General features: G+C 66.1%; 23 protein-coding genes. 12 read left to right on the plus strand and 11 right to left on the minus strand.

Features of this window, described 5'->3' with window-relative positions:
- Positions 1-65: 65 nt before the first annotated feature.
- Positions 66-857 carry an inositol monophosphatase family protein gene (locus tag GPL20_RS34170; protein WP_157336365.1) on the plus strand — a complete coding sequence of 264 codons (792 nt, stop codon included), beginning with the start codon at positions 66-68 and terminating at the stop codon, positions 855-857.
- A 153-nt stretch (positions 858-1,010) separates the two neighbouring features.
- On the opposite strand, the gene GPL20_RS34175 is transcribed toward GPL20_RS34170, so the two are convergent.
- The 3 genes from GPL20_RS34175 to GPL20_RS34185 form a co-directional block, all read right to left on the minus strand.
- Positions 1,011-4,172 (minus strand): multidrug efflux RND transporter permease subunit, encoded by a 3,162-nt coding sequence (locus tag GPL20_RS34175; RefSeq protein ID WP_157336372.1) that lies wholly within the window; start codon positions 4,170-4,172, stop codon positions 1,011-1,013.
- A 6-nt stretch (positions 4,173-4,178) separates the two neighbouring features.
- On the minus strand, positions 4,179-5,372 hold the full coding sequence (locus GPL20_RS34180) for an efflux RND transporter periplasmic adaptor subunit (RefSeq protein ID WP_157336378.1): 1,194 nt from the start codon (positions 5,370-5,372) through the stop codon (positions 4,179-4,181).
- Positions 5,373-5,605: 233 nt separating this feature from the next.
- Complete coding sequence (locus tag GPL20_RS34185) at positions 5,606-6,634, minus strand: SAM-dependent methyltransferase (protein ID WP_157336383.1); 1,029 nt, start codon at positions 6,632-6,634, stop codon at positions 5,606-5,608.
- Between the two features lie 166 nt (positions 6,635-6,800).
- Here GPL20_RS34185 and GPL20_RS34190 point away from each other — a divergent pair, with 166 nt between their 5' ends.
- The 4 genes from GPL20_RS34190 to GPL20_RS34205 all read left to right on the plus strand — a co-directional run bounded on the left by GPL20_RS34190 (position 6,801) and on the right by GPL20_RS34205 (position 9,639).
- Entirely contained in the window at positions 6,801-7,820 is a 1,020-nt protein-coding gene (locus GPL20_RS34190) for a flagellar motor protein MotA (protein ID WP_167533336.1), read from the plus strand.
- Between the two features lie 22 nt (positions 7,821-7,842).
- Entirely contained in the window at positions 7,843-8,871 is a 1,029-nt protein-coding gene (locus GPL20_RS34195) for a peptidoglycan -binding protein (RefSeq protein WP_157336391.1), read from the plus strand.
- Positions 8,871-9,317: a GNAT family N-acetyltransferase gene (locus GPL20_RS34200; protein ID WP_254125432.1), complete on the plus strand. Its 447-nt coding sequence runs from the start codon at positions 8,871-8,873 to the stop codon at positions 9,315-9,317. The genes GPL20_RS34195 and GPL20_RS34200 overlap by 1 nt, the downstream gene beginning before the upstream one ends.
- A 94-nt stretch (positions 9,318-9,411) precedes the next feature.
- A complete protein-coding gene (locus GPL20_RS34205) occupies positions 9,412-9,639 on the plus strand; it encodes a hypothetical protein (protein WP_157336396.1) in 228 nt (75 codons plus the stop codon).
- 180 nt (positions 9,640-9,819) lie between these two features.
- Here GPL20_RS34205 and GPL20_RS34210 read toward each other — a convergent pair whose 3' ends face one another.
- Entirely contained in the window at positions 9,820-11,670 is a 1,851-nt protein-coding gene (locus GPL20_RS34210) for an ABC transporter ATP-binding protein/permease (RefSeq protein WP_157336408.1), read from the minus strand.
- A 197-nt stretch (positions 11,671-11,867) separates the two neighbouring features.
- Between GPL20_RS34210 and rpmE the strand changes: the two genes are divergently transcribed.
- Entirely contained in the window at positions 11,868-12,095 is a 228-nt protein-coding gene (gene rpmE, locus GPL20_RS34215) for a 50S ribosomal protein L31 (RefSeq protein ID WP_157336410.1), read from the plus strand.
- A 182-nt stretch (positions 12,096-12,277) separates the two neighbouring features.
- Here rpmE and rcdA read toward each other — a convergent pair whose 3' ends face one another.
- Together rcdA and GPL20_RS34230 are read right to left on the minus strand one after the other, a co-directional pair.
- Complete coding sequence (rcdA, locus tag GPL20_RS34220) at positions 12,278-12,787, minus strand: protease adaptor protein RcdA (protein WP_157336412.1); 510 nt, start codon at positions 12,785-12,787, stop codon at positions 12,278-12,280.
- Positions 12,788-13,325: 538 nt separating this feature from the next.
- The gene (locus GPL20_RS34230) at positions 13,326-13,517 is read right to left on the minus strand and encodes a DUF1192 domain-containing protein (protein WP_157336414.1); all 192 of its coding nucleotides are present in this window, start codon (positions 13,515-13,517) and stop codon (positions 13,326-13,328) included.
- 109 nt (positions 13,518-13,626) lie between these two features.
- Here GPL20_RS34230 and GPL20_RS34235 point away from each other — a divergent pair, with 109 nt between their 5' ends.
- Positions 13,627-14,625, plus strand: a complete 999-nt coding sequence (locus GPL20_RS34235; protein ID WP_157336416.1) for an NAD(P)H-quinone oxidoreductase — start codon at positions 13,627-13,629, stop codon at positions 14,623-14,625.
- A 139-nt stretch (positions 14,626-14,764) separates the two neighbouring features.
- Positions 14,765-17,641, plus strand: a complete 2,877-nt coding sequence (locus tag GPL20_RS34240; RefSeq protein ID WP_167533337.1) for an EAL domain-containing protein — start codon at positions 14,765-14,767, stop codon at positions 17,639-17,641.
- Between the two features lie 44 nt (positions 17,642-17,685).
- On the opposite strand, the gene GPL20_RS34245 is transcribed toward GPL20_RS34240, so the two are convergent.
- Positions 17,686-17,934 carry a hypothetical protein gene (locus GPL20_RS34245; RefSeq protein ID WP_157336418.1) on the minus strand — a complete coding sequence of 83 codons (249 nt, stop codon included), beginning with the start codon at positions 17,932-17,934 and terminating at the stop codon, positions 17,686-17,688.
- A 7-nt stretch (positions 17,935-17,941) separates the two neighbouring features.
- On the minus strand, positions 17,942-18,202 hold the full coding sequence (locus tag GPL20_RS34250) for a DUF7662 domain-containing protein (protein WP_254125434.1): 261 nt from the start codon (positions 18,200-18,202) through the stop codon (positions 17,942-17,944).
- Positions 18,203-18,351: 149 nt separating this feature from the next.
- Here GPL20_RS34250 and GPL20_RS34255 point away from each other — a divergent pair, with 149 nt between their 5' ends.
- Positions 18,352-19,848 (plus strand): sensor domain-containing diguanylate cyclase, encoded by a 1,497-nt coding sequence (locus tag GPL20_RS34255; RefSeq protein ID WP_157336436.1) that lies wholly within the window; start codon positions 18,352-18,354, stop codon positions 19,846-19,848.
- 112 nt (positions 19,849-19,960) lie between these two features.
- On the opposite strand, the gene GPL20_RS34260 is transcribed toward GPL20_RS34255, so the two are convergent.
- Entirely contained in the window at positions 19,961-20,836 is an 876-nt protein-coding gene (locus tag GPL20_RS34260) for a UTP--glucose-1-phosphate uridylyltransferase (RefSeq protein WP_157336422.1), read from the minus strand.
- 200 nt (positions 20,837-21,036) lie between these two features.
- Between GPL20_RS34260 and GPL20_RS34265 the strand changes: the two genes are divergently transcribed.
- Positions 21,037-22,434, plus strand: coding sequence for a lytic murein transglycosylase (locus tag GPL20_RS34265; protein WP_205751224.1), 1,398 nt, complete (start codon positions 21,037-21,039; stop codon positions 22,432-22,434).
- 170 nt (positions 22,435-22,604) lie between these two features.
- Positions 22,605-24,329 (plus strand): SGNH/GDSL hydrolase family protein, encoded by a 1,725-nt coding sequence (locus GPL20_RS34270; RefSeq protein WP_157336426.1) that lies wholly within the window; start codon positions 22,605-22,607, stop codon positions 24,327-24,329.
- Between the two features lie 155 nt (positions 24,330-24,484).
- Here GPL20_RS34270 and GPL20_RS34275 read toward each other — a convergent pair whose 3' ends face one another.
- Both GPL20_RS34275 and GPL20_RS34280 read right to left on the minus strand, forming a co-directional pair.
- Positions 24,485-24,859 (minus strand): CsbD family protein, encoded by a 375-nt coding sequence (locus tag GPL20_RS34275; RefSeq protein ID WP_157336428.1) that lies wholly within the window; start codon positions 24,857-24,859, stop codon positions 24,485-24,487.
- Between the two features lie 216 nt (positions 24,860-25,075).
- On the minus strand, positions 25,076-25,813 hold the full coding sequence (locus GPL20_RS34280; RefSeq protein ID WP_157336430.1) for an SDR family NAD(P)-dependent oxidoreductase: 738 nt from the start codon (positions 25,811-25,813) through the stop codon (positions 25,076-25,078).
- 96 nt (positions 25,814-25,909) lie between these two features.
- On the opposite strand from GPL20_RS34280, the gene GPL20_RS34285 reads away from it, so the two are divergent.
- Positions 25,910-26,689: an SDR family NAD(P)-dependent oxidoreductase gene (locus tag GPL20_RS34285; RefSeq protein WP_157336432.1), complete on the plus strand. Its 780-nt coding sequence runs from the start codon at positions 25,910-25,912 to the stop codon at positions 26,687-26,689.
- The last annotated feature ends 247 nt before the right edge of the window (positions 26,690-26,936 follow it).

The following is a 26,936-nucleotide window of genomic DNA, read 5'->3' on the forward strand; positions in this document are numbered from 1 at the left end:
AGGGCACCCAATCCCCTCAATCAGCCGCGATTTCGCGCCATTCCCCCCGATCAAGTCCAGAGCTCATGCTGTATTCCGCCACTATCAACGTCATGGTCAAGGCGGCGCGGCGCGCCGGCCGCAGCCTCAAGCGCGATCTCGGCGAGATCGAGCATCTCCAGGTCTCGCTGAAGGGGCCGGCCAATTTCGTCTCGCTCGCCGACAAGCGCGCCGAGGAGATCCTCTACCAGGACCTCGCCAAGGCGCGGCCCGGCTATGGCTTCATCGGCGAGGAGGGCGGCACCCGCGAGGGCACCGACAAGAGCCACACCTGGATCGTCGATCCGCTCGACGGCACCACCAACTTCCTGCACGGCATCCCGCAATTCGCGATCTCGATTGGACTCGTGCGCGAGGGCACTGTGATCGCCGGCGTGATCTACAATCCCGCCAATGACGAGCTCTACATCGCCGAGCGCGGCAAGGGCGCCTTTCTCAACGACCAGCGCCTGCGCGTCGCCGGCCGCCGCCAGCTCAACGAATGCGTGGTGGCCTGCGGCCTGCCCCATATCGGCCGCGGCGACCACGAGGAATTCCGCCGCGAGATGACCGCGATCCAGGACCGCGTCGCCGGCCTGCGCCGCTTCGGCGCCGCCTCGCTCGACCTCGCCTTCGTCGCCGCCGGCCGCCTCGACGGCTATTGGGAGCGCGATCTGCAGCCCTGGGACATCGCCGCGGGCATGCTGATGGTGCGCGAAGCGGGCGGCACGGTGAGCGACATCGCCACCCCGGGCGATGCGCTGGTCACCGGGCACGTCGTGTGCGGCAACGAGTACGTGCACGGCGAGCTGGTGAAGATTTTGCGAAAGCCGGCGTAAGCACGTCCTCACGCTCCATCGTCATTCCGGGGCGCGCTCTTGGCGCGGACCCGGAATCCATTGATCCGCAGCGATGGTGGCGCGATGGATTCTCAGATGCGCGATTGCGCATCAGAGCTCGCGCTATGCGCGCCCCGGAATGAAAGACGCGCGTCAGTGGCTCGTGTGAGCCCGTGCCGGCGGCCCATACGTCTCGGCCTTCTTCTCCTCCGTCTCCTCCCGGTCCCCGCCCAGCACGCGCTGCACCGAGACGAAGAACACCGGCACCATCAGCAGCGCCAGGATCACCACCGCGATCATGCCGCCCATCACGATGGAGCCGAGCGCCTGCTGGCTGGCGCCGCCGGCGCCGTGGGCGATGGCCATCGGCAGCACGCCGCAGATGAAGGCGAGACCGGTCATCAGGATCGGGCGGAAGCGCAGACGGCAGGCTTCGATGGTGGCTTCGACCAGCGGCTTGCCTTCCTTCCGCAGGTCCTTGGCGAACTCGATGATCAGGATCGCGTCCTTGGCCGCGAGGCCGATGATGGTGATCAGGCCGACGGTGAAATAGACGTCATTGGGCAGACCACGCAGCATCGCCGCGACCACCGCACCGACAATCCCGAGCGGCACGGTGAGCAGCACCGCGAGCGGAATGGTCCAGCTCTCGTAGAGCGCGGCGAGGCACAGGAACACCACGAACACCGAGAGGGCGAGCAGGAACGGCGCCTGCGAACCCGACAGTTTCTCCTGGAGCGACTGCCCGGTCCATTCATAGCCGAAGCCGCGTGGCAGCCTGTCGGCGAGACGCTCCATCTCGGCGATGGCATCGCCCGAGGTGAAGCCGGGCCTGGCTTCGCCGGAGATGCGCACCGCCGGATAATAGTTGAAGCCCGCGATCTGCGTCGGCCCGCGCGCCCATTCGACCGTGGCGAAGGAGGAGAACGGCACGAGCTGGCCGCGGCTGTTCTTGACGTTGTAGTTGAGGATGTCCTCGGTCCGCATGCGGTCGCGGGCATCGGCCTGCACCACGACGCGCTGCATGCGGCCGCGGTTCGGGAAGTCGTTGATGTAGTTCGAGCCGAGATTGGTCGAGATCGTGTTGTTGATGTCCTCGAAGGTGACGCCGAAGGCGCCGGCCTTCTCGCGGTCGATCATGAGATTGACCACGCCTGCCTCGGGCAGGCCTTCGATATAGACCTTCTGAAGCACGGGGCTCGCATTGGCCTCCGCTATCAGCTGGTCGGCGGCACGCATCAATTGTTGATAGCCCTTCTGGCCGCGGTCCTGGAGGCGGAACGAGAAGCCTGAGGAATTGCCGAGATTGTCGATCGGAGGCGGCTGCAGCGCCGAGATTTTTGCGTCGCGGATCGACGACCCCAGGTCGCGGTTGACGTCGTTGACGATCGCGGCGGCGGAGTCCTTCGGCCCGCGCTCCGACCAATCCTTCAAGGTGATGAAGGCCTGCGCGGTGTTCATGCCCTGGCCAGAGAAGCTGAAGCCGGTCAGGAAGGTGACGTTGTCGACGCCCGGCCGCTGTGCCAGGTATTTTTCGACCTTCTCGATCACGGCCTCGGTGCGGGCATAGGACGAATCCGACGGCGTCTGCACGTCGGTGGTGATGAAGCCCTGGTCGTCGATGGGCAGGAAGCCGCCGGGCAGATTGACGAAGGCCCAGGAGAGCCCAACCAACAGCGCGGCATAGACCAGCATCAGGCGGCCGGTGCGGTTCAGCGAGAAGCCGACGGTGCGCGAATAGCGTTCCTTGGCGCCTTCGAGCATGCGGTTGAACCAGCCGAACACGCCCCTCCTGGCATGGCCATGACCGGCTTCGACGGGCTTGAGCAGCGTGGCGCACAGCGCCGGCGTCAGCGACAGCGCGAGAAACGCGGAGAAGCCGATCGCGGCGACCATGGTCACCGAGAACTGGCGGTAGATGATGCCGACCGAGCCCGGGAAGAACGCCATCGGCACGAACACCGCCATCAGGACCAAAGTGATGCCGATGATGGCGCCGGTGATCTGCGACATCGCCTTGCGCGTCGCCTCCTTCGGCGGCAGGCCTTCCTCGGCCATGATACGCTCGACGTTCTCGACCACGACGATGGCGTCGTCGACGAGGATGCCGACCGCGAGCACCATGCCGAACATCGAGAGCATGTTGATGGAGTAGCCGGCGAGCAGCAGCGTGGAACAGGCGCCTAGCAGCGCCACCGGGACCACGATGGTCGGAATGATGGTGTAGCGGATGTTCTGGAGAAACAGGAACATCACCACGAACACCAGCACCACCGCTTCGACCAGCGTCGACAACACCTTCTTGATCGAGGCCTCGACCACCGGCGTGATGTTGTAGGGAATCTCGTAGGAGATGTTGGCCGGGAAGAAGCGCGACAGCTCCTTCATCTTCGCCTCGACCGCGCTCGCGGTCGCGAGCGCATTGCCGGTCGGCGACATCAGCACGGAGAGACCGGCAGTCGGCTTGCCGTCGAGGCGGGTGTTGAACTGGTAGCTGAGGCCGCCGACCTCGATGCGCGCGACGTCGCGCAGGCGCACGGTCGACCCGTCGGCATTGGCGCGCAGGATGATGGCACCGAATTCGTCCGGAGACGCGAGCTGGCCCTTGACCAGCACCAGCGCGGAGGTGCGCTGGCTCGACGTCGACGGTTCGGCACCGATGCTGCCCGAGGCGACCTGTGCGTTCTGCGCGGAGATCGCCTTGTTGACGTCATCGGCGGTGAGTCCATAGCCGACCAGCTTGGCCGGATCGACCCAGACGCGAAGCGAGCGCTCGGTGGAATAGAGCGTGGCGCGGCCGACGCCGGGGATGCGGCGGATCTCGCCGAGCACGTTGCGGATCATGAAGTCGCCGAGGCCGACCTCGTCGAGGCTGCCGTCGGTCGAGTTCAGCGTGATGATCTGGAGCACCGCGCTGGAGGCTTCCTCGATCAGGATGCCCTGCTGCATCACCGCGCGCGGCAGGCGCGCCTCGACGCGCTTGATGCGGTTCTGCACCTCGACCGAGGCGGCGCTGGTATCGGTTCCCGGCTGGAAATTGGCGATGATCTCGACCTGGCCGAGCGAATCGCTGGTCGATTCGAAATTGAGGATGCCGGAGGCGCCGTTGAGCTCCTCCTCGATCAGCCGCGTGACGCTGTTGTAGAGGTTTTCCGGCGAGGCGCCGGGATAGCTGGTCGACACCGAGATCGAGGGCGGCGCGATGATCGGATATTGCGCGATCGGCAGCAGCGGCACCGCAATCGCGCCGATCAGGCAGATGAATAGCGCGACCACCCAGGCGAAGATCGGCCTGTCGATGAAGAAACTCGGCATGGCGCGTTACCGCGTGAGCTTCTGGGCGTGCCGGTTGTCCGCGGTCGCGTCCGCTTCCGACCAGGATTGCGGCTTGACCTTGTCGCCGGCTGCGAATTTCTGGAAGCCTTCGACCACGACCTTGTCGCCGGCCTTCAGGCCTTCGGTGACGAACCACAGCCCGTCCTGCACCGAGCCGGTGCGCACCGGCTGCACTGCGATGTGGTTGTCGTCCTTGACGACGAACACTTCGCTGCCGCCGCCGCCATTGCGCTGGATCGCCTGCTGCGGCACTGCGATCGCGTCGGAGTCGAGCCCCTGGTCGATGCGGACGCGGACATACATGCCCGGCAGCAGCTCGCGCTTGGGATTGGGGAACTCGCCGCGCAGCGTCACCTGGCCGGTGTGGGCGTCGACCTTGGCATCGGAGAACAGCAGCTTGCCGTCGAGCGAATAGGTGGTGTTGTCGTCGAGCACGAGGCGCACCTTGGCGGCGTCGGCCGCGATGCGCTCGAGGTCGCCGGTCTCGAAGGCGCGGCGGAGCTGGTTGAGCTCGGTCACCGACTGGGTGAAGTCGGCATAGATCGGATCGAGCTGCTGGATGGTGGCGAGATTGGTCTCGTTCTGGACCGCGAGCGCGCCCTCGCTGACCAGCGCGGCACCGACGACGCCGTCGATCGGCGCGCGCACCGTGGCATAGTCGAGGTTGAGCTTGGCGCGCGCGAGCTCGGCCTTGCGCCCCTCGACCTCGGCCTGTGCCTGGCGTTCGGCGGCGATTGCCTTTTCGTTCTCGGCCTCCGGCGCGGCGCGATCCTTGGTCAGCGCAGCGATGCGGCGTGCCTGCTGGTGCGCCTGCATCGCGGCAGCTTCGGCCTTGGCGAGCGCCGCCTCGTTGGCCATCACCTCGACCTCGAACGGATGCGGATCGATCCGATAGAGCGGATCGCCCGCCTTCACCTCACTGCCCTGGCGGAACAGGCGCTCGACCACGATGCCGGACACGCGCGGCCGCACGTCCGAGACGCGGGTCGGCGCGATCCGGCCCGGAAGCTCGCGCACCACGGCGCGCGGCTGCGGCTTGACGACGACGATGCTGACGTCAGGGTCGGCCGGCGGGGCGGCGGACACGGCGGACATGGATTCATCGCAGCCCGCCAGCAACGGCGCAAGGGCCGCGAGCATCATTGCAGCGCATGCCGATCGCGCACGAAGTCCTGACATGAAGTGGGGCGCCCCGAAATTGTTGACACTGAATCACGCATAACGCGGCGCCCGTTCTGGACGATTACCGCGCAGCTGATATCGTCAAGATAGAATGGTCGTGCTGCGACGCAACGCGTGTTGCGGGCGGCTCAATGTCACACGGCCTATGCTATTGAGTTTTGGGGACTTTTGGGGATTCACCGGATTGTGAGTCCGGTTCCATCGCGGCGTGCTGCGACAGAAGATCGCAATCACTCGGCGGTTTTCATCCGGTACTGACTGACGCCCCATTCCGTTCCGCCAGCGTAGCCGAACAGGCCGGAGGTCGCGAGGAGGAACCAGCGCCAGCGCCGCATCCACAAGCCGGTCTCCTCACCATAGACGGTGCGCAAGGCCGCCTCGATCGTATCGCGGTTGCGATCGAAATTGGCCAGCCAGTCATTGGCGGTGCGCTGGTAATGCGTTCCGCTCCAGCACCATTCCTTCTCGATGGTGAAGATGTCGCCGAACTGCCTGACGAGGTGATGGCTCGGCATCAGCCCGCCGGTGAAGACGTGTTGCGCAATCCTGTCCTCGCGATTGGCCCGGTCGAACAGATGGGAGCCGGAGCGATGGGTGAAGATGTGCATGAAGAAGCGCCCCTCGGGCGCCAGCCATGATTGCACGCGCGTCATCAGCTTGCGCCAGTTCATCATGTGCTCGAACGTCTCGACCGAGACGATGCGGTCGAACTGGCCCTCGGGCGCGAACACGTTCATGTCGGCGGTGACGACGCACAGGTTCAGGAGCCCGCGCCGCCGCGCCTCCTCCTCGACATGGGCGCGCTGCGCCTGCGAGCTCGCGACCGCCGTCACCTTCGCATGCCGAAACCGCCGCGCCATCCACAGCGACAGCGAGCCCCAGCCGCAGCCGAGCTCGAGGATGGTCTGCCCGTCGGCAAGACCGGCATGCTCGACGGTCTGGCGCAACGCCTCCTCCTCCGCCTCCTGTAGGGTGGTCGCGTCGGTCTTGTAGAAACAGCACGAGTATTTGCGATTGGGGCCGAGCACCTGCGCGAAGAAGGAAGCCGGCACCTCGCCATGCCGGGCGTCGCCGGCAGCAATGTGCTCCGCGACCGGCCGCAGCATCATCCGCCCGGCGAAGGCGGCATCGTCGGCCGCCCCCAGCGCGGACAGGCGCGTCGCCGTGCGCGAGCACAGGCGCTGGATCGCAGCGCGAATCACGACGTCCGGCAACGGCACACGTTCGGCAGTCCCGATGATCGCGGAAACGACGCTCATGCGCCCCCCGAATGGTGAGCTTTGCAAACACCTTGTTATCAAAGCGCTGCTTTCGGTCCGGGTTCCCCAGGCTGTCCACGAAATCGGCCCATCCGGCGCTTTTTTTGGGCCGGCGCTGTGCCATAGTGCGCCCGCAAACAAGCTTTCGTAATGGATGATACCGGCCATGCCGTCAGGCACTTCGCCCCGCTCCACCATGGATACCGAGTACACCAAGCTGTCCTCACCCAGCGTCTTCCTGGTGCGGATGCTGGTATTCCTGGTGCTGTGCACGCTGGTAGGCGTGGTGCTCTACAAGCAGATCATCCAGGCCTTCTTCGCCAATCCCGGCCTCAACGCCCTGATCGGGGCGGTGCTGTTCATCGGCATCGTGCTGGCCTTCCGCCAAGTCATCCGGCTCTACCCCGAGGTGTCCTGGGTCAACAATTTCCGCATCGCCGATCCCGGCCTGGCGCCGGCCCGGCACCCGAGGCTGCTGGCGCCGATGGCGGCGATCCTCGGCGGCGAGCGCTCCGGGCGGATGAGCATCAGCCAGACCACGATGCGGCACCTGCTCGATTCGATCGCGACCCGCCTGGATGAAGCCCGCGACATCTCCCGCTACATGACCGGCCTGCTCGTCTTCCTCGGCCTGCTCGGCACCTTCTGGGGCCTGATCGAGACGGTCGGCTCGGTCGGCAAGGTGATCGACGGGCTCAAGGTCGGCAGCGATTCCGGCGCGCTGTTCGACACGCTGAAGGAGGGGCTGGCCGCCCCGCTCGGCGGCATGGGCATCTCGTTCTCCAGCTCGCTGTTCGGCCTCGCCGGCTCGCTGATCCTCGGCTTCCTCGATTTGCAATCGAGCCAGGCGCAGAACCGTTTCTACACCGACCTCGAAGACTGGCTCGCCACCACCGTACGCGAATATGGCCGCGGCGAAGTGGCTGTCGCCGCGGGCGGCGGCGGGGTCGCCAGCGGCGAGCTTCAGGCCGCGGTCGAGCGGCTGCGCTCGGTGCTGGAGGAAGGCAGCGCCAGCCGCGGCACCACCGCGGCGATGGCGAGCCTTGCCGAAGCCATCCAGGCGCTGGTGTCGCACATGCGGACCGAGCAGCAGATGATCCGCGAATGGGCCGACGGCCAGGGCGAGCAGAACCGCGAGATCCGGCGCCTCTTGGAGCGGATCGCACGCCAGCCCGAGAAGAGTTGAGCATCTAGACGAAGAGACGACCATGGCTCTTGCCCGCGCGCGCCGCAACGAAGGCGCCTTCAACTACTGGCCCGGCTTCGTCGATGCATTGTCGACGCTGGTGCTGTCGATCGTGTTCCTGCTGTCGGTGTTCCTGGTCGTGCAATTCTTCCTGTCGCAGGAGGTCACCGGCAAGGACAAGGCGCTGGAGCAGCTCAACGCCAAGATCGCGCAGCTCAACGAGCTGCTCTCGCTGGAGAAGCTCGGCAAGCTCAGCCTCGACGACCAGGTCTCGCAACTGAAGGCCGGGCTTGCCTCGGCCGAGACCGAGCGCGACCGCATGAAAGGTCTCTATGAGGGCCTCGCCAATGCCGGCAACGACGCGCAGGGCAAGACCGCCGAGCTCGGCAAGGCGCTGGACTCGGAGAAGGCGGTCTCGACGCGGGCGCTGGCGCAGATCGAGGTGCTGAACCAGCAGATCAGCGCGCTGCGGCGGCAACTGGCGGCGCTCGAAGAGGCCTTGGATGCCTCGGAGAAGCGCGACAAGGAATCGCAGAACCGCATTGCCGATCTCGGCTCTCGCCTGAACGTCGCGCTGGCGCAGCGCGTGCAGGAATTGTCGCGCTACCGCTCGGAATTCTTCGGCCGTCTGCGCGCCATCCTCGGCAACCGGCCGGACATCCGCGTCGTCGGCGACCGTTTCGTGTTCCAGTCCGAAGTGTTCTTCGACACCGGCCAGGCCATGCTGCTGCCCGAGGGCCGCGCCGAGCTCGACACCTTGGCGACCGCGCTGATCGAGCTCGACAAGAAGATCCCGAACGAGATCGCCTGGGTGCTGCGCGTCGACGGCCACACCGACGTGCGCCCGGTGAGCGGCGCGAACTTCAAGTCGAACTGGGACCTGTCCGCGGCGCGCGCCATCTCGGTGGTGCAGTACCTGATCTCGCTCGGCGTACCGGCGCAGCGTCTCGTCGCCGCCGGCTTCGGCGAATTCCAGCCGCTCGACCCCGGCAACACCGAAGAGGCCTTCAAGCGCAATCGCCGCATCGAGCTGAAGCTGACGGAGCGGTAGTGAGCCCCCTCCACCTCCGCCCCTATCGCGCCGAGGACGAGGCCGCCGCGATCGACCTCTGGCATCGGACGTGGCAGCAGGCCTATCCGCAGATCGACTTCGCCGCCCGTCTGGACTGGTGGCGCGAGCGCTGGCGCAAGGACCTGGTGCCGAAGGCCTCGATCGTGGTGGCCGAGCAGAACGGCGCGCTGACCGGCTTCGTCACCATCGACGGCGAAGGCTATCTCGACCAGCTCGTGGTCGATCCCGCCCATTGGGGCTCGGACGCCGCAAAGCTGCTGGTGGACGAGGCCAAGCGGCTGTCACCATCCGGCGTCACGCTGCTGGTCAACAAGGACAATGCCCGCGCCATCCGCTTCTACGAGCGCAACGGCTTTGCCCAGGCCGGCGACGACGTGAATCCGACCTCGGGCCGGCCCGTGCTGAAGATGACTTGGAAGGCGTAGTTCCGGCGGGCGTGAGGCCTGTCACGCCGGGATCCCCCGACCTCTGTTAGTCGTTGGTACCAAAGCAGCGGTGACAGGCGGATGGAGAGGATCGATGAAGCTGCGCGATCTGGCCAAGGGTTCCTCGGTCTTTCTGACCGTCATCGTCGCTGGGTATGTGTCGACGACCTATGTCGACCAGCGCTTTGCGACGCAGGTCAACACTACGGGCTCTCCCGCTCCGACGAGCAGCCCTGCGCCATCGGCCTGCGTCGATGAGGACGGCAGCTGGAAGAACTGGCCATGGCCGAACGTGCCGGCGCTCTCGCCGAAGTGTCGGTAATCGGGTCAAAGCGGACTCGGCGGTTTGGCGCGAAGCTCTCCACACGTCATTGCGAGCGCAGCGAAGCAATCCAGGGGCTTTCCGAGGAGACAGTCTGGATTGCTTCGCTGCGCTCGCAATGACGAGATCGTGGGACGCACCTCGCGCGAATGACAACGCGCGTGTCGCTGCGTTCTGAGCTCACGCCCCTTCGAACTGCAGCCTCGCCAGCCGCGCATAGAGCCCGTTCGCAGCGACCAGCTCGGCATGCGTGCCCTGCTCGACGATCTTGCCCTGGTCCATCACCAGGATGCGATCGCACGAGAGCACGGTGGCGAGGCGGTGCGCGATCACCAGCGTGGTGCGGTGGCGCATCAATTCCTCCAGCGCGGTCTGCACCAGCGTCTCGCTCTCGGCGTCGAGCGCGGAGGTGGCTTCATCGAGCAGCAGCAGCGGCGCATCGCGCAGGATGGCGCGGGCGATGGCAATGCGCTGGCGCTGGCCGCCGGAGAGCGTCACGCCGCGCTCGCCGAGCGCCGTCTCGAAACCTTCGGGCAGGCGGCGGATGAACTCGGCGGCATGCGCGAGCTCGGCGGCGCGCTCGACTTCGGCGTCGGTCGCATCGGGCCGGCCGAAGCGGATGTTCTCGCGGGCACTCGCGGCGAACACGTTCGATTCCTGCGGCACCAGCGCGATGCGCGCGCGGAAATCGCGCGGGTCGGCGGATTTGACCGGCACGCCGTCGAGCGAGATCGTGCCCTTGCGCGGATCGTAGAAGCGCAGCAGCAGATGGAAGATGGTGCTCTTGCCGGCGCCGGAAGGGCCGACGATCGCGACCTTCTCACCCGGGCGCACCGTGAACGACACGCCATCGAGCACGTTGACGTCGCGCCGCGCCGGATAGGCGAAGCTGACCTGATCGAAGCCGACCTCGCCGCGTGCCGGCACCGGCAACGCACGCGGCGACGCAGGCGCGGTGATCTCGGGCTTCACATGCAAAATCTCGAACAGGCGCTCGGCAGCGCCGGAGGCCGCCGAAACCTCGCCCCAGACTTCGCTGAGCTGGCCGAGGCCCGCGGCGGCGAACACCGCATAAAGCACGAACTGGCCAAGCCGGCCCGGCGTGATCGCGCCGGTGAGCACGTCATGCGAGCCGATCCAGAGGATCGCGACCACGCTTGCGAACACGATGAAGATGATGATGGCGGTGAGCACGGCGCGGGCCTGGGTCGAGGTGCGCGCCGCCTCATAGGCCTGCTCGACATTGCCGCCGAAGCGCTTTTCGGCGAACTGCTCGCTGGTATAGGCCTGCACGGTGCGGATCGCGCCGACCAGCTCGCCGGCATAGGCCGAGGCGTCGGCGAGCGTATCCTGCGCATTGCGCGACAGCCGGCGCACCCAGCGCCCGAACGCCACCAGCGGCAGTACGATCAGGGGAATGGCGAGCAGCACGAAGCCCGACAATTTCGGGCTGGTGATCACCATCATCGCGGCGGCGCCAAGAAACATCATCAGATTGCGCAGCGCGATCGAGACGGAGGCGCCGACGGCGGATTTGATCTGGGTGGTGTCGGCGGTGAGCCGCGAGATCAGCTCGCCGCTGCGCGCGGAATCGAAGAAGGCCGGCGAGAGCGACAACAGATGGCCGAACACGTCGCGCCTGAGATCGGCGACGATGCGCTCGCCGATCGTCATCACGAGGTAGTAGCGCGCGGCGCTCGCCAGCGCGAGCACGGCGACGACCGCGAGCATCACCGAGAAGTAGCTGTTGATCAGCTCGATGCCCTCGGGCGTCAGGCCGAAATCGATCATCCTGCGCACCGCGACCGGCACCAGCAGCGTGGTCAGTGCGGCGACCGTCAGCGCGACGAAGGCCAGTGCCGCCCGGCCGCGATAGCGGCTGACATAGGGCGCGAGCGCGAGCAGCGGCCGCAGCTTGGCGCGGCCCTTGGCGGGCTGCTCGATCAGCTCCTCTTCGATCGACGGGGTGTTCGCCGAGTTCATTTCGGGCTGATCGACATACTGGTCATCAAGCCGTTCCACTGCGCTCATGAGATCCGACCCATTGCATTCGTTTGCTCCCAATAGGCTGGTGCAAGGGTAGTGGCAAATCCGGGATGTCCCTTAGGGGCAAGCCCGGCTCACCAGCCCGGGATGGCTTGTTTTGCGAGGTTTCGTGCGGTATAGAGCCGGCCAAATCCGTCATTCGCTAGCCACCCAAGAAGGCGCCGGGGCGCCGAGGAATTGCCATGAAAGCCGAAATTCACCCGAATTATCATACGATTACCGTCGTCATGACGGATGGAACCGAGTACCAGACCCGCTCCACCTGGGGCAAGGAAGGCGACAAGCTGCACCTCGATATCGACCCGAAGTCGCACCCGGCCTGGACCGGCGGCAACGCCCAGATCATGGATCGCGGCGGCCGCGTCTCGCGCTTCCAGAAGAAGTTTTCGGGCTTTCTCAAAAAGGATTGATCCGGCCGCAAGGCGGACACGAAAAACGCCCCTGGGAGACCAGGGGCGTTTTTGTTTGTGGGGTCATTCCGGGACGCGCCTCTTGGCGCGGGCCCGGAATCCATACTCCCGATCGTGGTTATGGATTCCGGGCTCGCGACGTCGTCGCGCCCCGGAATGACGACCGAGATTGTTGATCGACCTTACCGCTCGAACGCCGCCTTCAGCGCGTTGAGGTGCGGCACCAGCGGGTTGCCGATGGCGACGTGCTCGGTGGGCGGGGTGTGGATGGTGGTGTCGAGACGGCGGACGCGGGTCTGCAGGCTCATCGAACGATGGATCAGGTCCTGGAGCTGCGCGGGCAGCTTGTCGATGGTGTCGGCGGGACCGGGATCGGCGGCGGAAAGCTTGACCTTGGTCTTCTCGCGGTTGGCCTGGCTCAGCGTCATCTCGCCTTCCTTCACCGCGCGGTGCAGCAATAGCCACGAGGCGAGCTGCATCAGGCGGGTGGTGAGGCGCATGCTCTCGGTCGCGTAGGTGAGGCTGACGGCACGGTCGAGCGCCTTCGCCTCAGTGCGGCCGGCGCCGTCGAGATAGGCGGCGGTCTCCTCGACGAGGTCCATGCCCTCGCGGAACAGGGCGCCGAACGCCGCAGAATTGGTGAACCGCTCGCTGAGTTGAACGAGAGCGCCTTCGGCCTGCAAACGTTCCATGGTTAACGCCCCTTACGCAACTGTTTACCTGTCCGGCTTGGCGCCGGATTATGATGAACAAATCATTGCGCGGGCGGAGCGCGGAGTCCAGCGACAAGCACGGATATGGTTTCCGCGCGTCATTCCTCGGAATTCAACCGGAACGGGACGCAAAAAGGCAAAAAAGAGCCGCCGGAGACCGGCGGCTTTGAAAGTTGATAACAGGGAGGCGTCAAACAGAGTGGACAGGAGCCACTCGGTGTCCAAACGAGGACAGCTGCAGTCATAAACCCGAAAGCTTAATCGACCGTAAACGAGCTAAATTTTTGAGAGTTCGTTAGCCATGTCGGCCAACGGCCGAGTGCAGTGCGGAACAAACTCCGCACGGATCGCCCCCGCGAACACCGAAACTAGACCCTCATGGTGAGGAGCGCGCTCTTCGCGCGCGTCTCGAACCATGAAAGGCCCGGCTGTGCGCGGCCATCCTTCGAGACGACCGCTTCGCGGTCCCTCAGGATGAGGACTGTGCGTGTGGCAAGCTTTCAATCCAGCGCGCGGCCTACGACTTGAAGAAACTGTTCGCCGCATCGCGCGAGGCGCGCTTCTTCGTGGCGGCTTCTTCCAGTCTTGCGATCTCGGTCTTCAGGAGGGTCACGCGCTCGGTCAGCTCCTCCACCGACAACAGTGAGAGATCCTGTCCGATTTCATGCGTGACCTTCTTGCGCGGGCGGTCGTCGTCTTCCGTCGGCATTCTCGTTCCTCCTGCGTTCGCGCGAACCACACGGCTGAGGCGGTTGCCAGCTTGAACCGCGCTGGCTAAGCAATGGCCTCGTTGCCGCACCTTTGCTCAAGGACACATCATGGACAAGCTGCCCGCACAAATGACCGTGGTCGCCATCTCCAAGCCCGGCGGACCGGAGGTGCTGGTGCCGGAACAACGGGCCGTGCCGCAGCCCGGTCCCGACGAGATCCTGGTCAAGGTCGAGGCCGCGGGCGTGAACCGGCCCGACGTGGCGCAGCGCTCCGGCGCCTATCCGCCGCCGCCCGGCGCCAGCGACCTGCCCGGCCTCGAGATCGCCGGTGAGGTCGTCGCTGTCGGCAGCAACGCCAAGCGGCACAAGGTTGGCGACAAGGTGATGTCGCTCGTCGCCGGTGGCGGCTACGCGCAGTACTGCGTCGCCCAGGACGCCCAGGCCATGAGCGTGCCGCCGGCGCTGTCGATCAAGGAAGCCGGCGCGCTGCCGGAAACCCTGATGACGGTCTGGCACAACGTGTTCGAGCGCGGCGGCCTCAAGGCCGGCGAGACGCTGCTGATCCATGGCGGCTCCTCCGGCATCGGCACCATGGCGATCCAGCTCGCAAAAGCGTTCGGCGCGAAGGTCTTCGTCACCGTAGGATCGCAGGACAAGATCGATGCCTGTCTCAAGCTGGGTGCCGACCGCGCCATCAACTACAAGACGGAAGACTTCGTCGCCGTGGTCAAGGAGGAGACCAACAAGGCCGGCGTCAACCTGATCCTCGACATGGTCGCCGGCGAGTATGTCGACCGCAACTATGACGCCGCCGCGGTCGATGGCCGGATCGTGCAGATCGCGACGCTCAACGGGCCGAAGGTCAGCGTCAACATCGCCAAGGTGATGGTGAAGCGCCTCACCCATACCGGCTCGACGCTGCGCCCCCGTAGTAATGCGGACAAGGCGGCGATGGTGGCCGCGATCGAGGCGAAAGTGATGCCGCTTTTGCGCGAAGGCCGCGTCAAACCGCTGATGGACAGCACTTTCCCGCTGGAAAAGGCCGCCGACGCGCACCGGCGCATGGAAACCTCGGCACATATTGGCAAAATTGTGTTGGAGGTCTAGGCCTCCGGCCCACAGGGGACGCCGGAAACCCTTTGATTTTCCACGCTTTCGTGGCATCTATCGCGACGCGCCGAACCAAATCCGTCCGGCGTGAAATCGTCTTGCACACTGAGTTTGCGTCGAACGCGGAGAACTGACCTTGCGTCTGATCAGGTGCCTCGCGCCCATCGCGCTGGGCCTCATGATTCTTGTCGCCGCGTACCCCGCGCGCGCGCTTGATGCCGTCAGCGTCCGCAGCGACGCGCCCGCGATCGACCTCACCGGCGTGCTCGAGCATCAGCGCAGCGATGCCGACCGCATCCAGGTTTCCACCGCGCCCGGCACCGACGGCATCGTCCGCCGCATCGAGGTGCGTGCCCGCGAGGGCGGCCAGAACTGGGTGGTGTTCGCGCTCGCCAACAACACCGACGACCAGCTCGACCGCCTGATCGTCGCCCCGCATTACCGCATCGTCTCCTCGGGGCTGCTGTGGCCCGATCTCGGGCTGTCGCGCATCGCGACCATCACGCCCTCGACCGGCGACCGGCCGGAGCGGCAGGAGAGCCCGACCGCCGACGTCTTCCGCATCACGCTCGACCCCGGCGCCGTCATCACCTTCGTCGCCGAGCTGCGCACCGACAAGCTGCCGCAGCTCTATCTGTGGGAACCGGAGGCCTACAAGGACAAGGTCAACTCGTTCACGCTCTACCAGGGCATCGTGATCGGCATCTCCGGTCTTTTGGCTCTCGTTCTCACCATCCTGTTCGTAGTCAAGGGCAGCATCATGTTCCCGGCCGCCGCGGCGCTGGCCTGGGCGGTGCTGGTCTATATCGGCGTCGATTTCGGCTTCTGGGGCAAGGTGCTCGACATGTCGAACAACGCCGAGCGCATCTGGCGCGCGGCGGGTGAGGCCATTCTGGCGGCGACGCTATTGGTGTTCCTGTTCGCCTATCTCAATCTCAGTCGATGGCATGTGCGCTATTCGCACATCACGGTGGGCTGGCTCGCCTTCCTCGGCTCGCTGGTGGCGCTCGCGCTGTTCGACCCGGCGGTGGCCTCCGGCATCGCACGCATCTCGCTGGTGCTGATCGCCTTCGCCGGTTTCGCGCTGATCGTCTATCTCTCCACCCACGGCTTCGACCGCGCGGTGCTGCTGATCCCGACCTGGTTCCTCCTGGTGGTCTGGGTGGTCGCGGCCGGCATGACGGTCGCGGGCTCCGTCACCAACGACATCGTCGGCCCTGCCCTGCTCGGCGGCCTGGTGCTGATCGTGATGCTGATCGGCTTTACGGTCATGCAGCACGCCTTCGCCGGCGGCGGCGCCACCACCGGCGTCGTCTCCGACATCGAGCGGCGCGCCCTGGCGCTGGCCGGCTCCGGCGACCTGATCTGGGACTGGGACGTGTCCGCCGACAAGGTGTTCACCAGCCCCGAGACCGAGGCTTTGCTCGGGCTCAAGCGCGGCACGCTGGAAGGCCCGGCGGCCTCCTGGCTCGAGGTGCTGCATCCGCTCGACCAGGACCGTTTCCGCGCCGCGCTCGACAGCGTGCTCGACCAGCGCCGCGGCCGCCTGGTGCAGGATTTCCGCCTGCGCACCCCGGACGGCCATTTCATGTGGTTCGCGCTGAAGGCGCGCCCGGTGGTCGGCTCGGACGGCGAGGTCTCGCGCGTGGTCGGCACCCTCACCGACGTCACCGAGCTGCGCAACGCCGAGGAACGCCTGCTGCACGATTCCGTGCATGACAACCTCACGGGCCTGCCGAACCGCAAGCTGTTCATGGACCGGCTCGGCGCCGTCGCGCACTTCGCCAAGACCATGCCGACGCTGCGGCCGACGCTGATGGTGATCGACCTCGACCGCTTCAAGCAGGTCAACGATTCCGTCGGCATCGCGGTCGGCGATTCCATCCTGCTCACGCTCGCCCGCCGCCTCACCCGCATCCTGAAGCCGCAGGACACGCTGGCGCGGCTCGCCGGCGACCAGTTCGGCCTGATCCTGCTTTCCGAACAGGACCCGGCCCGCATCACCGCCTTCGCCGAGACCATCCGCAAGACCATCCGCGCGCCGATCGCCTTCAACGACCGCGAGATCTTCCTCACGGCCTCGATCGGGCTCGCCTTGTCTGATCCGCAGACCCAATTGACGGACGAGATCATCAAGGACGCCGAGCTTGCGATGTATCATTCCAAGCGCATCGGCGGCGACCGCATCGACGTCTACAAGCCTGCGATGCGCGCGCGAAAAACCGACCGGCTGACGCTGGAGAGCGAATTGCGCCGTGCCATCGAGCGGCAGGAGATCACGATCCTGTACCAGCCGATCGTGCGGCTGGAGGATCGTTCGATCGCCGGCTTCGAGGCGCTGGCGCGCTGGGATCATCCGAAGCTCGGACGCATGGCGCCGTCGGAATTCATCACCATCGCGGAAGAGACCGGCCTGATCGTCGACCTCGGCATGTTCGTGCTCGACCAGACCGCCAAGCAGCTCTCGGTGTGGCAGCGCGCGATGCGCTCGCGCGAGCCGATCTTCGCCTCGGTCAACGTCTCCTCGCGGCAATTGCTGCGTCACGATCTGATCCACGACATCCGCACCGTGCTGTCGCGCTCCTCGGTGGCGCGCGGCACGCTGAAGCTCGAGCTGACGGAATCGCTGGTGATGGAGAATCCGGAGCACGCAGCACAGATGCTGACGCGGATCCGCGAGCTCGGCACCGGGCTGTCGCTCGACGATTTCGGCACCGGCCACTCCTCGCTGGCCTATCTCCAGCGCTTCCCGTTCGACACCATCAAGATCGACCAGTCCTTCGTGCGCACCACCAGCCGCGGCACCCGCCCGGTGATCCTGAAGTCGATCATCGCGCTCGCGCATGATCTCGGCATGGACGTCGTCGCCGAAGGCGCCGAGACCGATTCCGACGCGGTCGAGCTCTACCAGATGGGCTGCGAATACGCGCAAGGCTTTGCCTTCGGCGAGCCGATGGACGCTGATGCCGCGATGCGGCTGCTGACGGAAGTGCGGCTGGAAGCGGCGAGCTAGGCTTGCACCTTCTCCCGCAAGGGGAGAAGGAAGAGGGCACCGAGCTAGACCTGCTTACGCCGCAGACTCATGACCAACCCGAGTCCCGCCAGCAGCGAGAGCGCCGCGAGGCTGCCCCAGACGACGCCCGCCTGCTCGAGATAGACGTCCTGCGAGACCGGATCGTAGCAGCGGCCGAGCTCGTTGAAGCAGTCGCGCCAGCGCCAGTAGCGGGCCTCGAAGGCGAGTGCGAACAGGGCGCCCGATACGATCAGGGCCGCGCCCAAAATCCCCCTCAGCCAGCGCAGGACCATCCGCGGCTCACCTGCGCTGCGACTTCTGCTTCCTGAACCGCACGCTCGCACCGTCCGGCATGCGCGTCGCCACGAAGCCGGCGGCGAGGCAGGCTTCGCGTTGCGGCATCTGGATGTCGGGGCTGCGCAGGCTGTCCCACCATGAGGCACGATTAGCCGCACGCGGCAGGGCCGCGCCGATGATCTCCTCGATCTGCTCGAAGCTCAGCACGAATTCGGCTTGCTTCTGCCGCATCAGATAGTCGCGCAACGCGTCGTAGTCGTTCACCATCGTCCTCTGTTCATCTGTCCGGAGCCCGCCCCCCTGCTCAAAAACGGGAGCAACGGAAACCGTTTCTTAACTCATTGCGGCGGCGGCGTCCCGGCTTAAACGATACGCAAGATTTCGGGCGCATCCATCAGGATCGGGAGCAAATGATGCTGTCTGGATGGCGCGAAGTCACGGCCCGCCGGCCGTGGCGGATTTCGGCGAAGCTGCTGATCGTCTCGTCCGTGGTGACGGTGATCGGCTTTTCCGCCATTTGCGTCAACGTGATGCTGGACATGCGTCGCGGCGAAGAGGCGCTCGCCCGCCAGACGCTGCAGAACCTCGCGACGAGCATCGAGTCCGACGTCAGCCGCAACATCGAGATCTACGATTTGTCGCTGAAGGCGGTCGCCAGCAACATGCTGCTGCCGGAGATCGCGACGGTCTCGAAGCCGATCCGTCATCTGATCCTGTTCGATCATGCGATCACGGCAAGGCACTTCGGCGCCATCCAGGTGTTCGACGCCGAGGGCAGGCTGACCATCGACGCTTCCACGCTCGATCCCCTGCCGGAGGACCGGAGCGGGGAGGACTATTTCAGGGTTCATCGCGACAATCCCGGAGCCGGGCTCTTCATCAGCCGCCCGATGCTGTTCCGCGGCGCCTATTCGATCGTGCTGAGCCGGCGCATCAGCGACACCGACGGCGGCTTCCTCGGCGTCGTCGCCGGCTCGATCCGCTTCAGCTACTTCCACGAGCTGTTCGAGCGGCTGAACCTCGATCCCGAGGACACCATCACCGTGCTCAAGCGCGACCGCACCATCATGATGCGGCGCCCGTTCGATCTCGACATCATCGGCACCAACCTGAACGACCGCCAGACCTGGAAGGCCGACAATCTCAAGGCCGGCGGGTCCTACGCCGGGCAGGGTCCGGTGGACCCGACCCCGCGCCTCTATGTGCGCAGCAACGGCGGCGGTCCGATGTTCGTGGTGGCAGGCAAGCCGCTGAGCGCCGTGTTCGAGCTCTGGCAGAAGGAAGCCTATCGCATCGGCGCGGTGGTGCTGGCGCTGATCCTGTTCATGCTGGCCTCGACGCTGGTGCTCGCCCGCGAGATCGGCCGGCGCGCCGAGGCCGAGCGCAAGCTCGAGGAGATGGCGACGACGGATGCGCTCACCGGCCTGAAGAACCGCCGCAAGTTCGATTCGGTCATCGACGTCGAATGGCGGCGCGCGACGCGCCAGAAGACGCCGGTCGCGCTGCTGATGATCGATGCCGATCACTTCAAGGCCTACAACGACACGTTCGGCCACCAGGCCGGCGACCAGCTGCTGGTCGGCATCGCCATCTGCATTTCCGATTCGGTGCGGCGGGCCGGCGACTGCGCCGCGCGCTATGGCGGCGAGGAATTCGCGGTGCTGCTGCCGGACATTTCGGCCGCTGATGCCTTCAAGATCGCGGAGACGATCCGCCGCAAGGTGCAGGGCTGGTCCGACGAGCAGGCGACCTCGACGGTCTCCTGCGGCATCGCCAGCCTCGTTCCCACGGCCGATCTGGACTGGTCGATCCTGGTCGCCGCTGCCGACAAGGCGCTCTATGCCGCCAAAGCCGGCGGCCGCAACCAGTCGGTGGTCGCGAGCTTGCCGAAGCTGTCGCTGGTGGCGTGAAGCCTGCTACTCACCGCCGTCATTGCGAGGAGCTCTTGCGACGACGCAATCCAGACTGTCTCCTCGGAAGGATTCTGGATTGCTTCGCTTCGCTCGCAATGACGAGTGTCTCTTACTGCCCCAGATACTTCTTCATCTCCGCGATCAGCCCGTCGCGCAGCTCGGGGCGCTGCAGGCCGTAGGCGATGTTGGCGCGGAGGAAGCCGGGCTTGGAGCCGCAATCGTGGCGCTCGCCCTCGAACTCGACGCCGTAGAATTTCTGCGATTTGGCGAGCCCGATCATGGCGTCGGTGAGCTGGATCTCGCCGCCGGCGCCGCGCTCCTGGGTCTCCAGGATCTTGAAGATCTCCGGCTGGAGGATGTAGCGGCCGGTGATCGAGAGATTGGAGGGGGCGGTGCCCTTGGCCGGCTTCTCGACCATGCCGTCGACCTCGAACATCTTGCCGGTGCGCTTGCCGACGCCGCAGATGCCGTATTGATGGGTGAGATGGTCGGGCACCGCCTCGACCGCGATCAGATTGGATTTCTCGCCGAGCGAGGATGCGGTCTCGATCATCTGCTTCAGGCAGCCGGGCGTATTGAGCACGAGCTCGTCCGGCAGCACGACTGCGAACGGCTCGTTGCCGACGATGTCGCGCGCGCACCAGACCGCGTGGCCGAGGCCGAGCGGGGCCTGTTGGCGGGTGAAGCTGACGGCGCCGGCCTCCGGCTGGTTCTGCGCCAGGATCTCCTGCTCGGCCTTCTTGCCGCGCGCGGCCAGCGTGGTGTCGAGCTCGAACATCCGGTCGAAATGATCTTCGATGACATTCTTGTTGCGGCCGGTGACGAAGATGAAGTGCTCGATGCCGGCCTCCTTCGCCTCGTCATAGACGTACTGGATCAGCGGCTTGTCGACGATGGTCAGCATTTCCTTCGGCATCGCCTTGGTGGCGGGCAGGACGCGGGTGCCGAGGCCGGCGACGGGGAATACGGCTTTGCGAATTTTCATGGGATTGATCGAATACCTGAGGACGTGAAGGGAGCAATGGCATCTTGCTAGCTTGTTTGCAGCCGCTAACAAAGGCGGATGTGGGGCCTCGGCCGCACGGAGTTGAGAAAAAGGCCGTCACCAAAATTTCACCTTTGTTAAGCAAATGGCAACGGGTACCAGGCCTCCTGATGGCGGATTTTCGGGCCGACGGGTTGGACATGATGCAATCGATGGCAGGGCTGGCAAAACGTGCTGGATTTGTGACCAGCGTGACGTTGATTGCGACCGTTTTGCTACCGCCTTCCTCCGCGCACGCGCAGACGCAGAACGGCCTGTCGAACCTGTTCGGCGGCATCTTCTCCGGCCCGAACCCGGCGCCTTCGCAAGCGCCGCCCGGTCCCGGCGGCGCACAAACGGGAGCTCAACCCTGGAGCGGCGAGGACGGCGCCTCCGGCCATCCGCTGATGACGGCGGCCGCGATCCGCGAGGCCGCGGGCAACTTTGACAATTGCGTTGCATCGATGTGGCCGGATGCCGCACGGCGCGGCATCACCCAGGAGAATTTCCAGCGCTTTACGGCCGGGCTCTCACCTGATCTGCGCATCATGGACCTGATGGACTCGCAGCCGGAGTTCACCAAGTCGATCTGGGACTATCTCGACATTCTCGTGAACGACAACCGTCTCGCCAAGGGCCGCGAGATCCTTGCCAAATACAAGGCGCAGTTCGACGCCACCGAGAAGGCCACCGGCGTCGACCGCTACATCATCGCCTCGATCTGGGGCATCGAGTCCAACTACTCGACGCAGATGGGCGACCGCAGCGTGCTGCAATCGACCGCGACGCTCGCCTGCATCGGCCGCCGCCAGGCCTATTTCAAGGACGAATTCCTCTCCGCGCTGGAGATCCTCAACCGCGGCGATCTCAGGCCTGAACAGATGCGCGGCTCCTGGGCCGGCGCCTTCGGCCCGACGCAATTCATGCCGACCGCGTTCAAGCGCTTTGCCATCGATGGCGATGGCGACGGACGGCGCGACGTCGTCGACAATCCCACCGACCTGATTGCGTCGACCGCCAACAATCTGAAGAAGGACGGCTGGCAGGCCGGCCAGACCTGGGGCTTTGAGGTCGTGGTGCCGCAAGGCTTCAACTACATGCTGGCCGACCGTGCCAAGGCGATGACGATCGCGCAGTGGGAGAAGGTCGGGTTCAAGCGCCCGGCGGGCCAGCCCTTCCCGCACCCGGCGGAGAAGGCTTACCTGCTGGCGCCGGCCGGCGCGCAGGGACCGGGCTTCCTGATGCTCCAGAACTACCGCGTCATCATGAAGTACAACCCGGCTGAGGCCTATGCGCTGGCGATCGGTCATTTCGCCGACCGCCTGCGCGGGGGGCAGCCCTTCGTGCAGCCCTGGCCGCGGCAGGAGCGCGAGCTGTCGCGCACCGAGCGGCTGGAACTGCAGCAGCTCCTGGCCCAGCGCGGCTTCTACAAGGGCACCCCGGACGGCCAGTTCGGCGGCCAGACCCGGGAAGCCCTGCGCAACTTCCAGGCCTCGATCGGGGTCCCCGCCGACGGCTTTGCCTCCTCCGACGTGCTGGACCGGCTGCGCGGGCGGTAAAAACGCCCCGAAAGTACCCCTGAACGGGGATTTTGGCGGTCCGCCTTGACGGGGACGGCTGTTCCCCGGTGCATGGGACAAGAATCTGCAACGGAATTTGCCCGTTTGGCGCCTGATTCCGTTATTATATCGACCTACCTCCGATCCCCATTGCGCGTGCCCGAGATCGCATGTCGAAGAAGTCCCTGTTCAAGGCGCTGACCGAGACCGGCCCGCTGATCGCGCTGGGGACGGCGCTTGCGATCCTGGTGTCGGTCGCGGGGCCTGCCTCGGCGCAGTTCTTCAACTTCCCCGGCTTCGGCGGCCCGCCGCAGCGCGCGGCCCCGCCGCCGCGCCAAGGCGGAGGCGGCGGCTGGTTCGGCGGCGACTTCTTCACGCCGTTCCAGCAGCAACAGCCGCAGGCGCCACGCCAGGATTTTTCGCGCGCGCCGGCACCAGCCAAGCGCGACACCGTCCCCGAGAAGAACGTGCTGGTGATCGGCGACGCCATGGCCGACTGGCTCGCCTACGGCCTGGAAGACGCCTACACCGAGCAGCCCGACATGGGCGTGATCCGCAAGCACAAGACCGCCTCGGGCCTGATCAAGTACCAGCCGCGCGGCGAGCCCGCGGACTGGGCGGCGGCGGCCAAGGGTATCCTCGAGACCGAAAAGCCCGAAATCATCGTCGTCATGCTCGGCCTCAACGACCGCATCGCGATCCGCGAGCCTGCGGCGGATAAATCCGACAAGAGCTCGGACAAGGACAAGAAGAACGACAAGGGCGCGCGCGCCAAGCCGCAAGCAAAGCCAGGCGACGGCAAGCCCGGCGATCCCAAGCCCGATGCCGCCGCCAAGCCGGATGACAAGCCGGCCGACACCGACCTGCCGCAGGATGATGCCGACAACGCCGATGCGCCGGCAGCCGCACCGCCGGAGAAGACCGCGCGCAACCCGAACGGCCTCTACGAATTCCGCGACGAGCGCTGGGTCGAGCTCTACGGCAAGAAGATCGAGGAGCTGGCAGGCGTCCTCAAGAGCAAGGGCGTGCCGGTGCTCTGGGTCGGCCTTCCCGCCATCCGCGGGCAAAAGGGCACGGCGGACATGCTGTTCCTGGATTCGCTCTATCGCGAAGGCGCGGCCAAGGCCGGCATCACTTACGTCGATGTCTGGGACGGCTTTGTCGACGAGGCCGGCCGCTTCCTCCAGAAGGGCCCGGACTTCGAAGGCCAGATCCGTCAGCTCCGGACCTATGACGGCGTCTATTTCACCAAGCCCGGCGCGCGCAAGCTTGCCCACTATGTCGAGCGCGAGATCACGCGCCTGCTCGCGGGACGCTCCGGCCCGATCGCGCTGCCGAGCGAGCCGGCAACGCCCGACACCAGCGCCGAGCCTGGAAAGCCGGCGCCGCGGCCGCTGGCGGGTCCGATCGTGCCGCTGGTCGCGGCCTCGATCTCGACCGATCAATTGCTGGGCGGACCGGGCTCGCGTCCTGCCGCCGTCGATGCGCTCGCTGCGAAGACGATGGTGAAGGGCGAGCCGCTGGCGGCCCCGGCGGGTCGTGCCGACGATTATGCCTGGCCGCGCCGCGAGGTCGGCCGCGAGCAGGCCAAGGGCGATACGCCGATGGCCGCGACGACGCCCGATGGCACCCCTGCTCCCGGTTCGGCGAGCACGCCCGGCGCTGCCGCCACGGTCGCGCCGCCGAAACTTGCGCCGAAGAAGCCGCCGGTGCCGCAACAGCAGCCGGCGCAGGCCGCGCCGTCCTTCCGGGATTTCTTCGGGTTCGGCTCTCCGCAACCGCCGCCGCGTCAATTCGCGCCGGCGCCGGGGCCGCGCAATCCGAATCCGAATCCGAACCCCGCGATCCCGCGTCCGCCGGGCAATGTCGGGCGGTCGGCTGAGATGGTCCGGTAGTTAATCTCGTGTCCCGGACGCGTCGCAGCACCTCTTGGTGATGTGACGCAGAGCCGGGACCCAGCGCTTGCAACACTCACAAAAGAATGGCCCCGCTCAGCAACGCGGCGTTGCACGCCGCGTTGCGTCCGGGGCACGAGATCAAGCTTTGGCTACTAGCCGTAATAGCGCCAGCGCGGCGGCGGGCGGCGCGCGGGCCGCGACATCAGCAGGGCGAGCGCGAAGCCGATGGCGCCGGCGACCAGCAGCGCGCCAAGCGGGTTGTCCTGCACTTTCTTCGACAGCGCCTGCGTGCCATCGCGAAGAGTCTCGCCGCTGTTCTCGTAAGCGTCCTTGGCGTAGCCGGCCGCGGTGTCCGTTGCGTCACGCACGGCATCCTTGGCCTGGCCGTAGAGATTCTGCACCGTGCCTGCGGCTTCCCGCGCCTTGCCAGACGCCTGCGTCTTCGCATCGTCTGCCATGTCTCCGATCGCGCCTTCCGCGCGCCCGGCGAATTCCTTGGCCGATCCGACAATCCGATCCGTGTCCATGTGGGTCCTCCTCAGGGGTCAGCCCAAGTAACCGATCAGGCGCGGCGCAGTTCCAAGTAGCTACGAAAGTGTAGCCCGGATGGAGCGCAGAACCTTGTAGCCCGGGTGAGCCAACGGGTCGGCGCGACGCGCCGCCCGATGACAGGCTCCGCGATACCCGGGAACGGTGCGAGTAAAGTCCCGGATGTCGCTTCACTCATCCGGGCTACGAGATGGCTACAGGATGAGCCCACCGTCGACGACCAGCGTCTGGCCGATGATGTAGGACGACAGCGGTGATGCCAGGAACAGCGCGGCGCCGGCCATGTCGGCCGGCGTGCCCAGTCGCCGCAGCGGAATGCGCGAGAGCGCGCCTTCGAGCCGCTTGGGATTATCGGTCGTCACCTTCGTCATCTTGGTATCGACGAGCCCCGGCGCGATGCCGTTGACGCGGATGCCATCCTCGGCCCAGGCCTCGCCGAGCGTCCGCGTCAATCCGACCGCGCCGGTCTTCGACGCGTTGTAAGCGGGATTGCCCATGGTGGAATGATAGGCTGCGGTCGAAGACACGATGATCAGCGCGCCCTTCGAATCCCGCAACATGGAATGAAATCGGCTCGCGCAGGCCATCAGGCTCATCAAATTGATCTCGACCACCTTGCGGAATCCGCTCATCTCGAATTCGCCGCGGCGATACAGCACCGCGCCCTGCGCGAGCACGAGCACGTCGAGCCTGTCGAAGGACGGAGTGAATGCCTCGATCGCGCCGGCATTGCCGACATCGAGTTGCGCATACGAGAGGCCGGAGAGATCAGAACCTTCCTCAACCGAATAATCCTCGGGCCGAGCACGCGTGCCGCAAGCTGCAACATGCGCGCCCCTGGCGCGAAAGGCTTGCGCGATGCCGTTGCCGATGCCGCTGGAACCGCCGACGACCAGCACCTGCTTGCCTGAGAAATCGAGCTCATTCGCCATCGCGGCCTCCCTTTTGTTTTGCTTGTTTGACCTGTCTGCGGATCGATGCCAGCCTTGTCAATCACAACAAGAACAAGCAGGGCGCGAGGAAACAGCATGTCCGACTTCAGGGAGCTCAGCCGGTCCGTGAAGGGCCTGACCGTTCTCGTCACCCGCGCGGCCAGCGGCATGGGACGCGCGACCGCGCGCGTGTTCGCCGCCGAAGGTGCGAACGTCGCCGTCACGGATTTCAACGAGCAAGGCGCGCAAGCGGTCGCCACGGAGATCGCGGCGAGCGGCGGATCGGCAAAGGCGTGGCAGCTCGACGTCGCCGACGGCGGCGAGATCGAGCGCGTGGTTGCCGACGTCGCGGCGCATTTCGGCGGGCTCGACATCGTCGTCAACAATGCCGGCATCTCCGTGCGTGTCGCGATCGACGACGAGGCCTATGAGGACGCCTGGGCCAGGGGCATCGCCGTGATGCTGACGGCGCATCCGCGCATCATCCGCGCCGCGCTGCCCCACTTGCGCAAATCGAGGAGCCCGCGCATCGTCAACGTCGCCTCGACCGAGGCGCTCGGCGCCACCGCGCTGCACAGCCCCTATTCGGCGGCGAAGGGCGGCGTCGCGAGCCTCACTCGCTCGCTGGCCGTCGAACTCGGCCGCGAGGGCATCACCGTCAACTGCATCTGCCCCGGCCCGATCCGGACCGCGATCACCGATGGGATCTCGGAGGAGCACAAGACCATCTACGCCAGGCGCCGCACCGCACTCGGCCGTTACGGCGACCCCGAAGAGGTCGCGCACATGACGCTCAGCCTGTGCCTGCCGGCGGCCTCTTTCCTCACCGGCGCCGTGATCCCGGTCGACGGCGGCTTGATGGCGCGGAACGCGTGAGAGACGTCGAAGGGGCGTAGCCCGGATGAGCGCAGCGACATCCGGGACTTTGCTTGCACCGCTCCCGGGTATCGCTGAGCCTGTCATCGGGCGGCGCGTCGCGCCGACCCGTTGGCTCACCCGGGCTTCTGTAACGGGCGGTGGTTAGTCAATCCCTTTTTGCGTCATCCACTCGCCGGGAACGTGCTTCTGTACGGGATCGGCGCTGTGGCCGTCGCCTGATGGGGTTCTGGAGAGGAGCAGGTCG

Source organism: Bradyrhizobium cajani (assembly GCF_009759665.1).
Classification (GTDB): domain Bacteria; phylum Pseudomonadota; class Alphaproteobacteria; order Rhizobiales; family Xanthobacteraceae; genus Bradyrhizobium; species Bradyrhizobium cajani.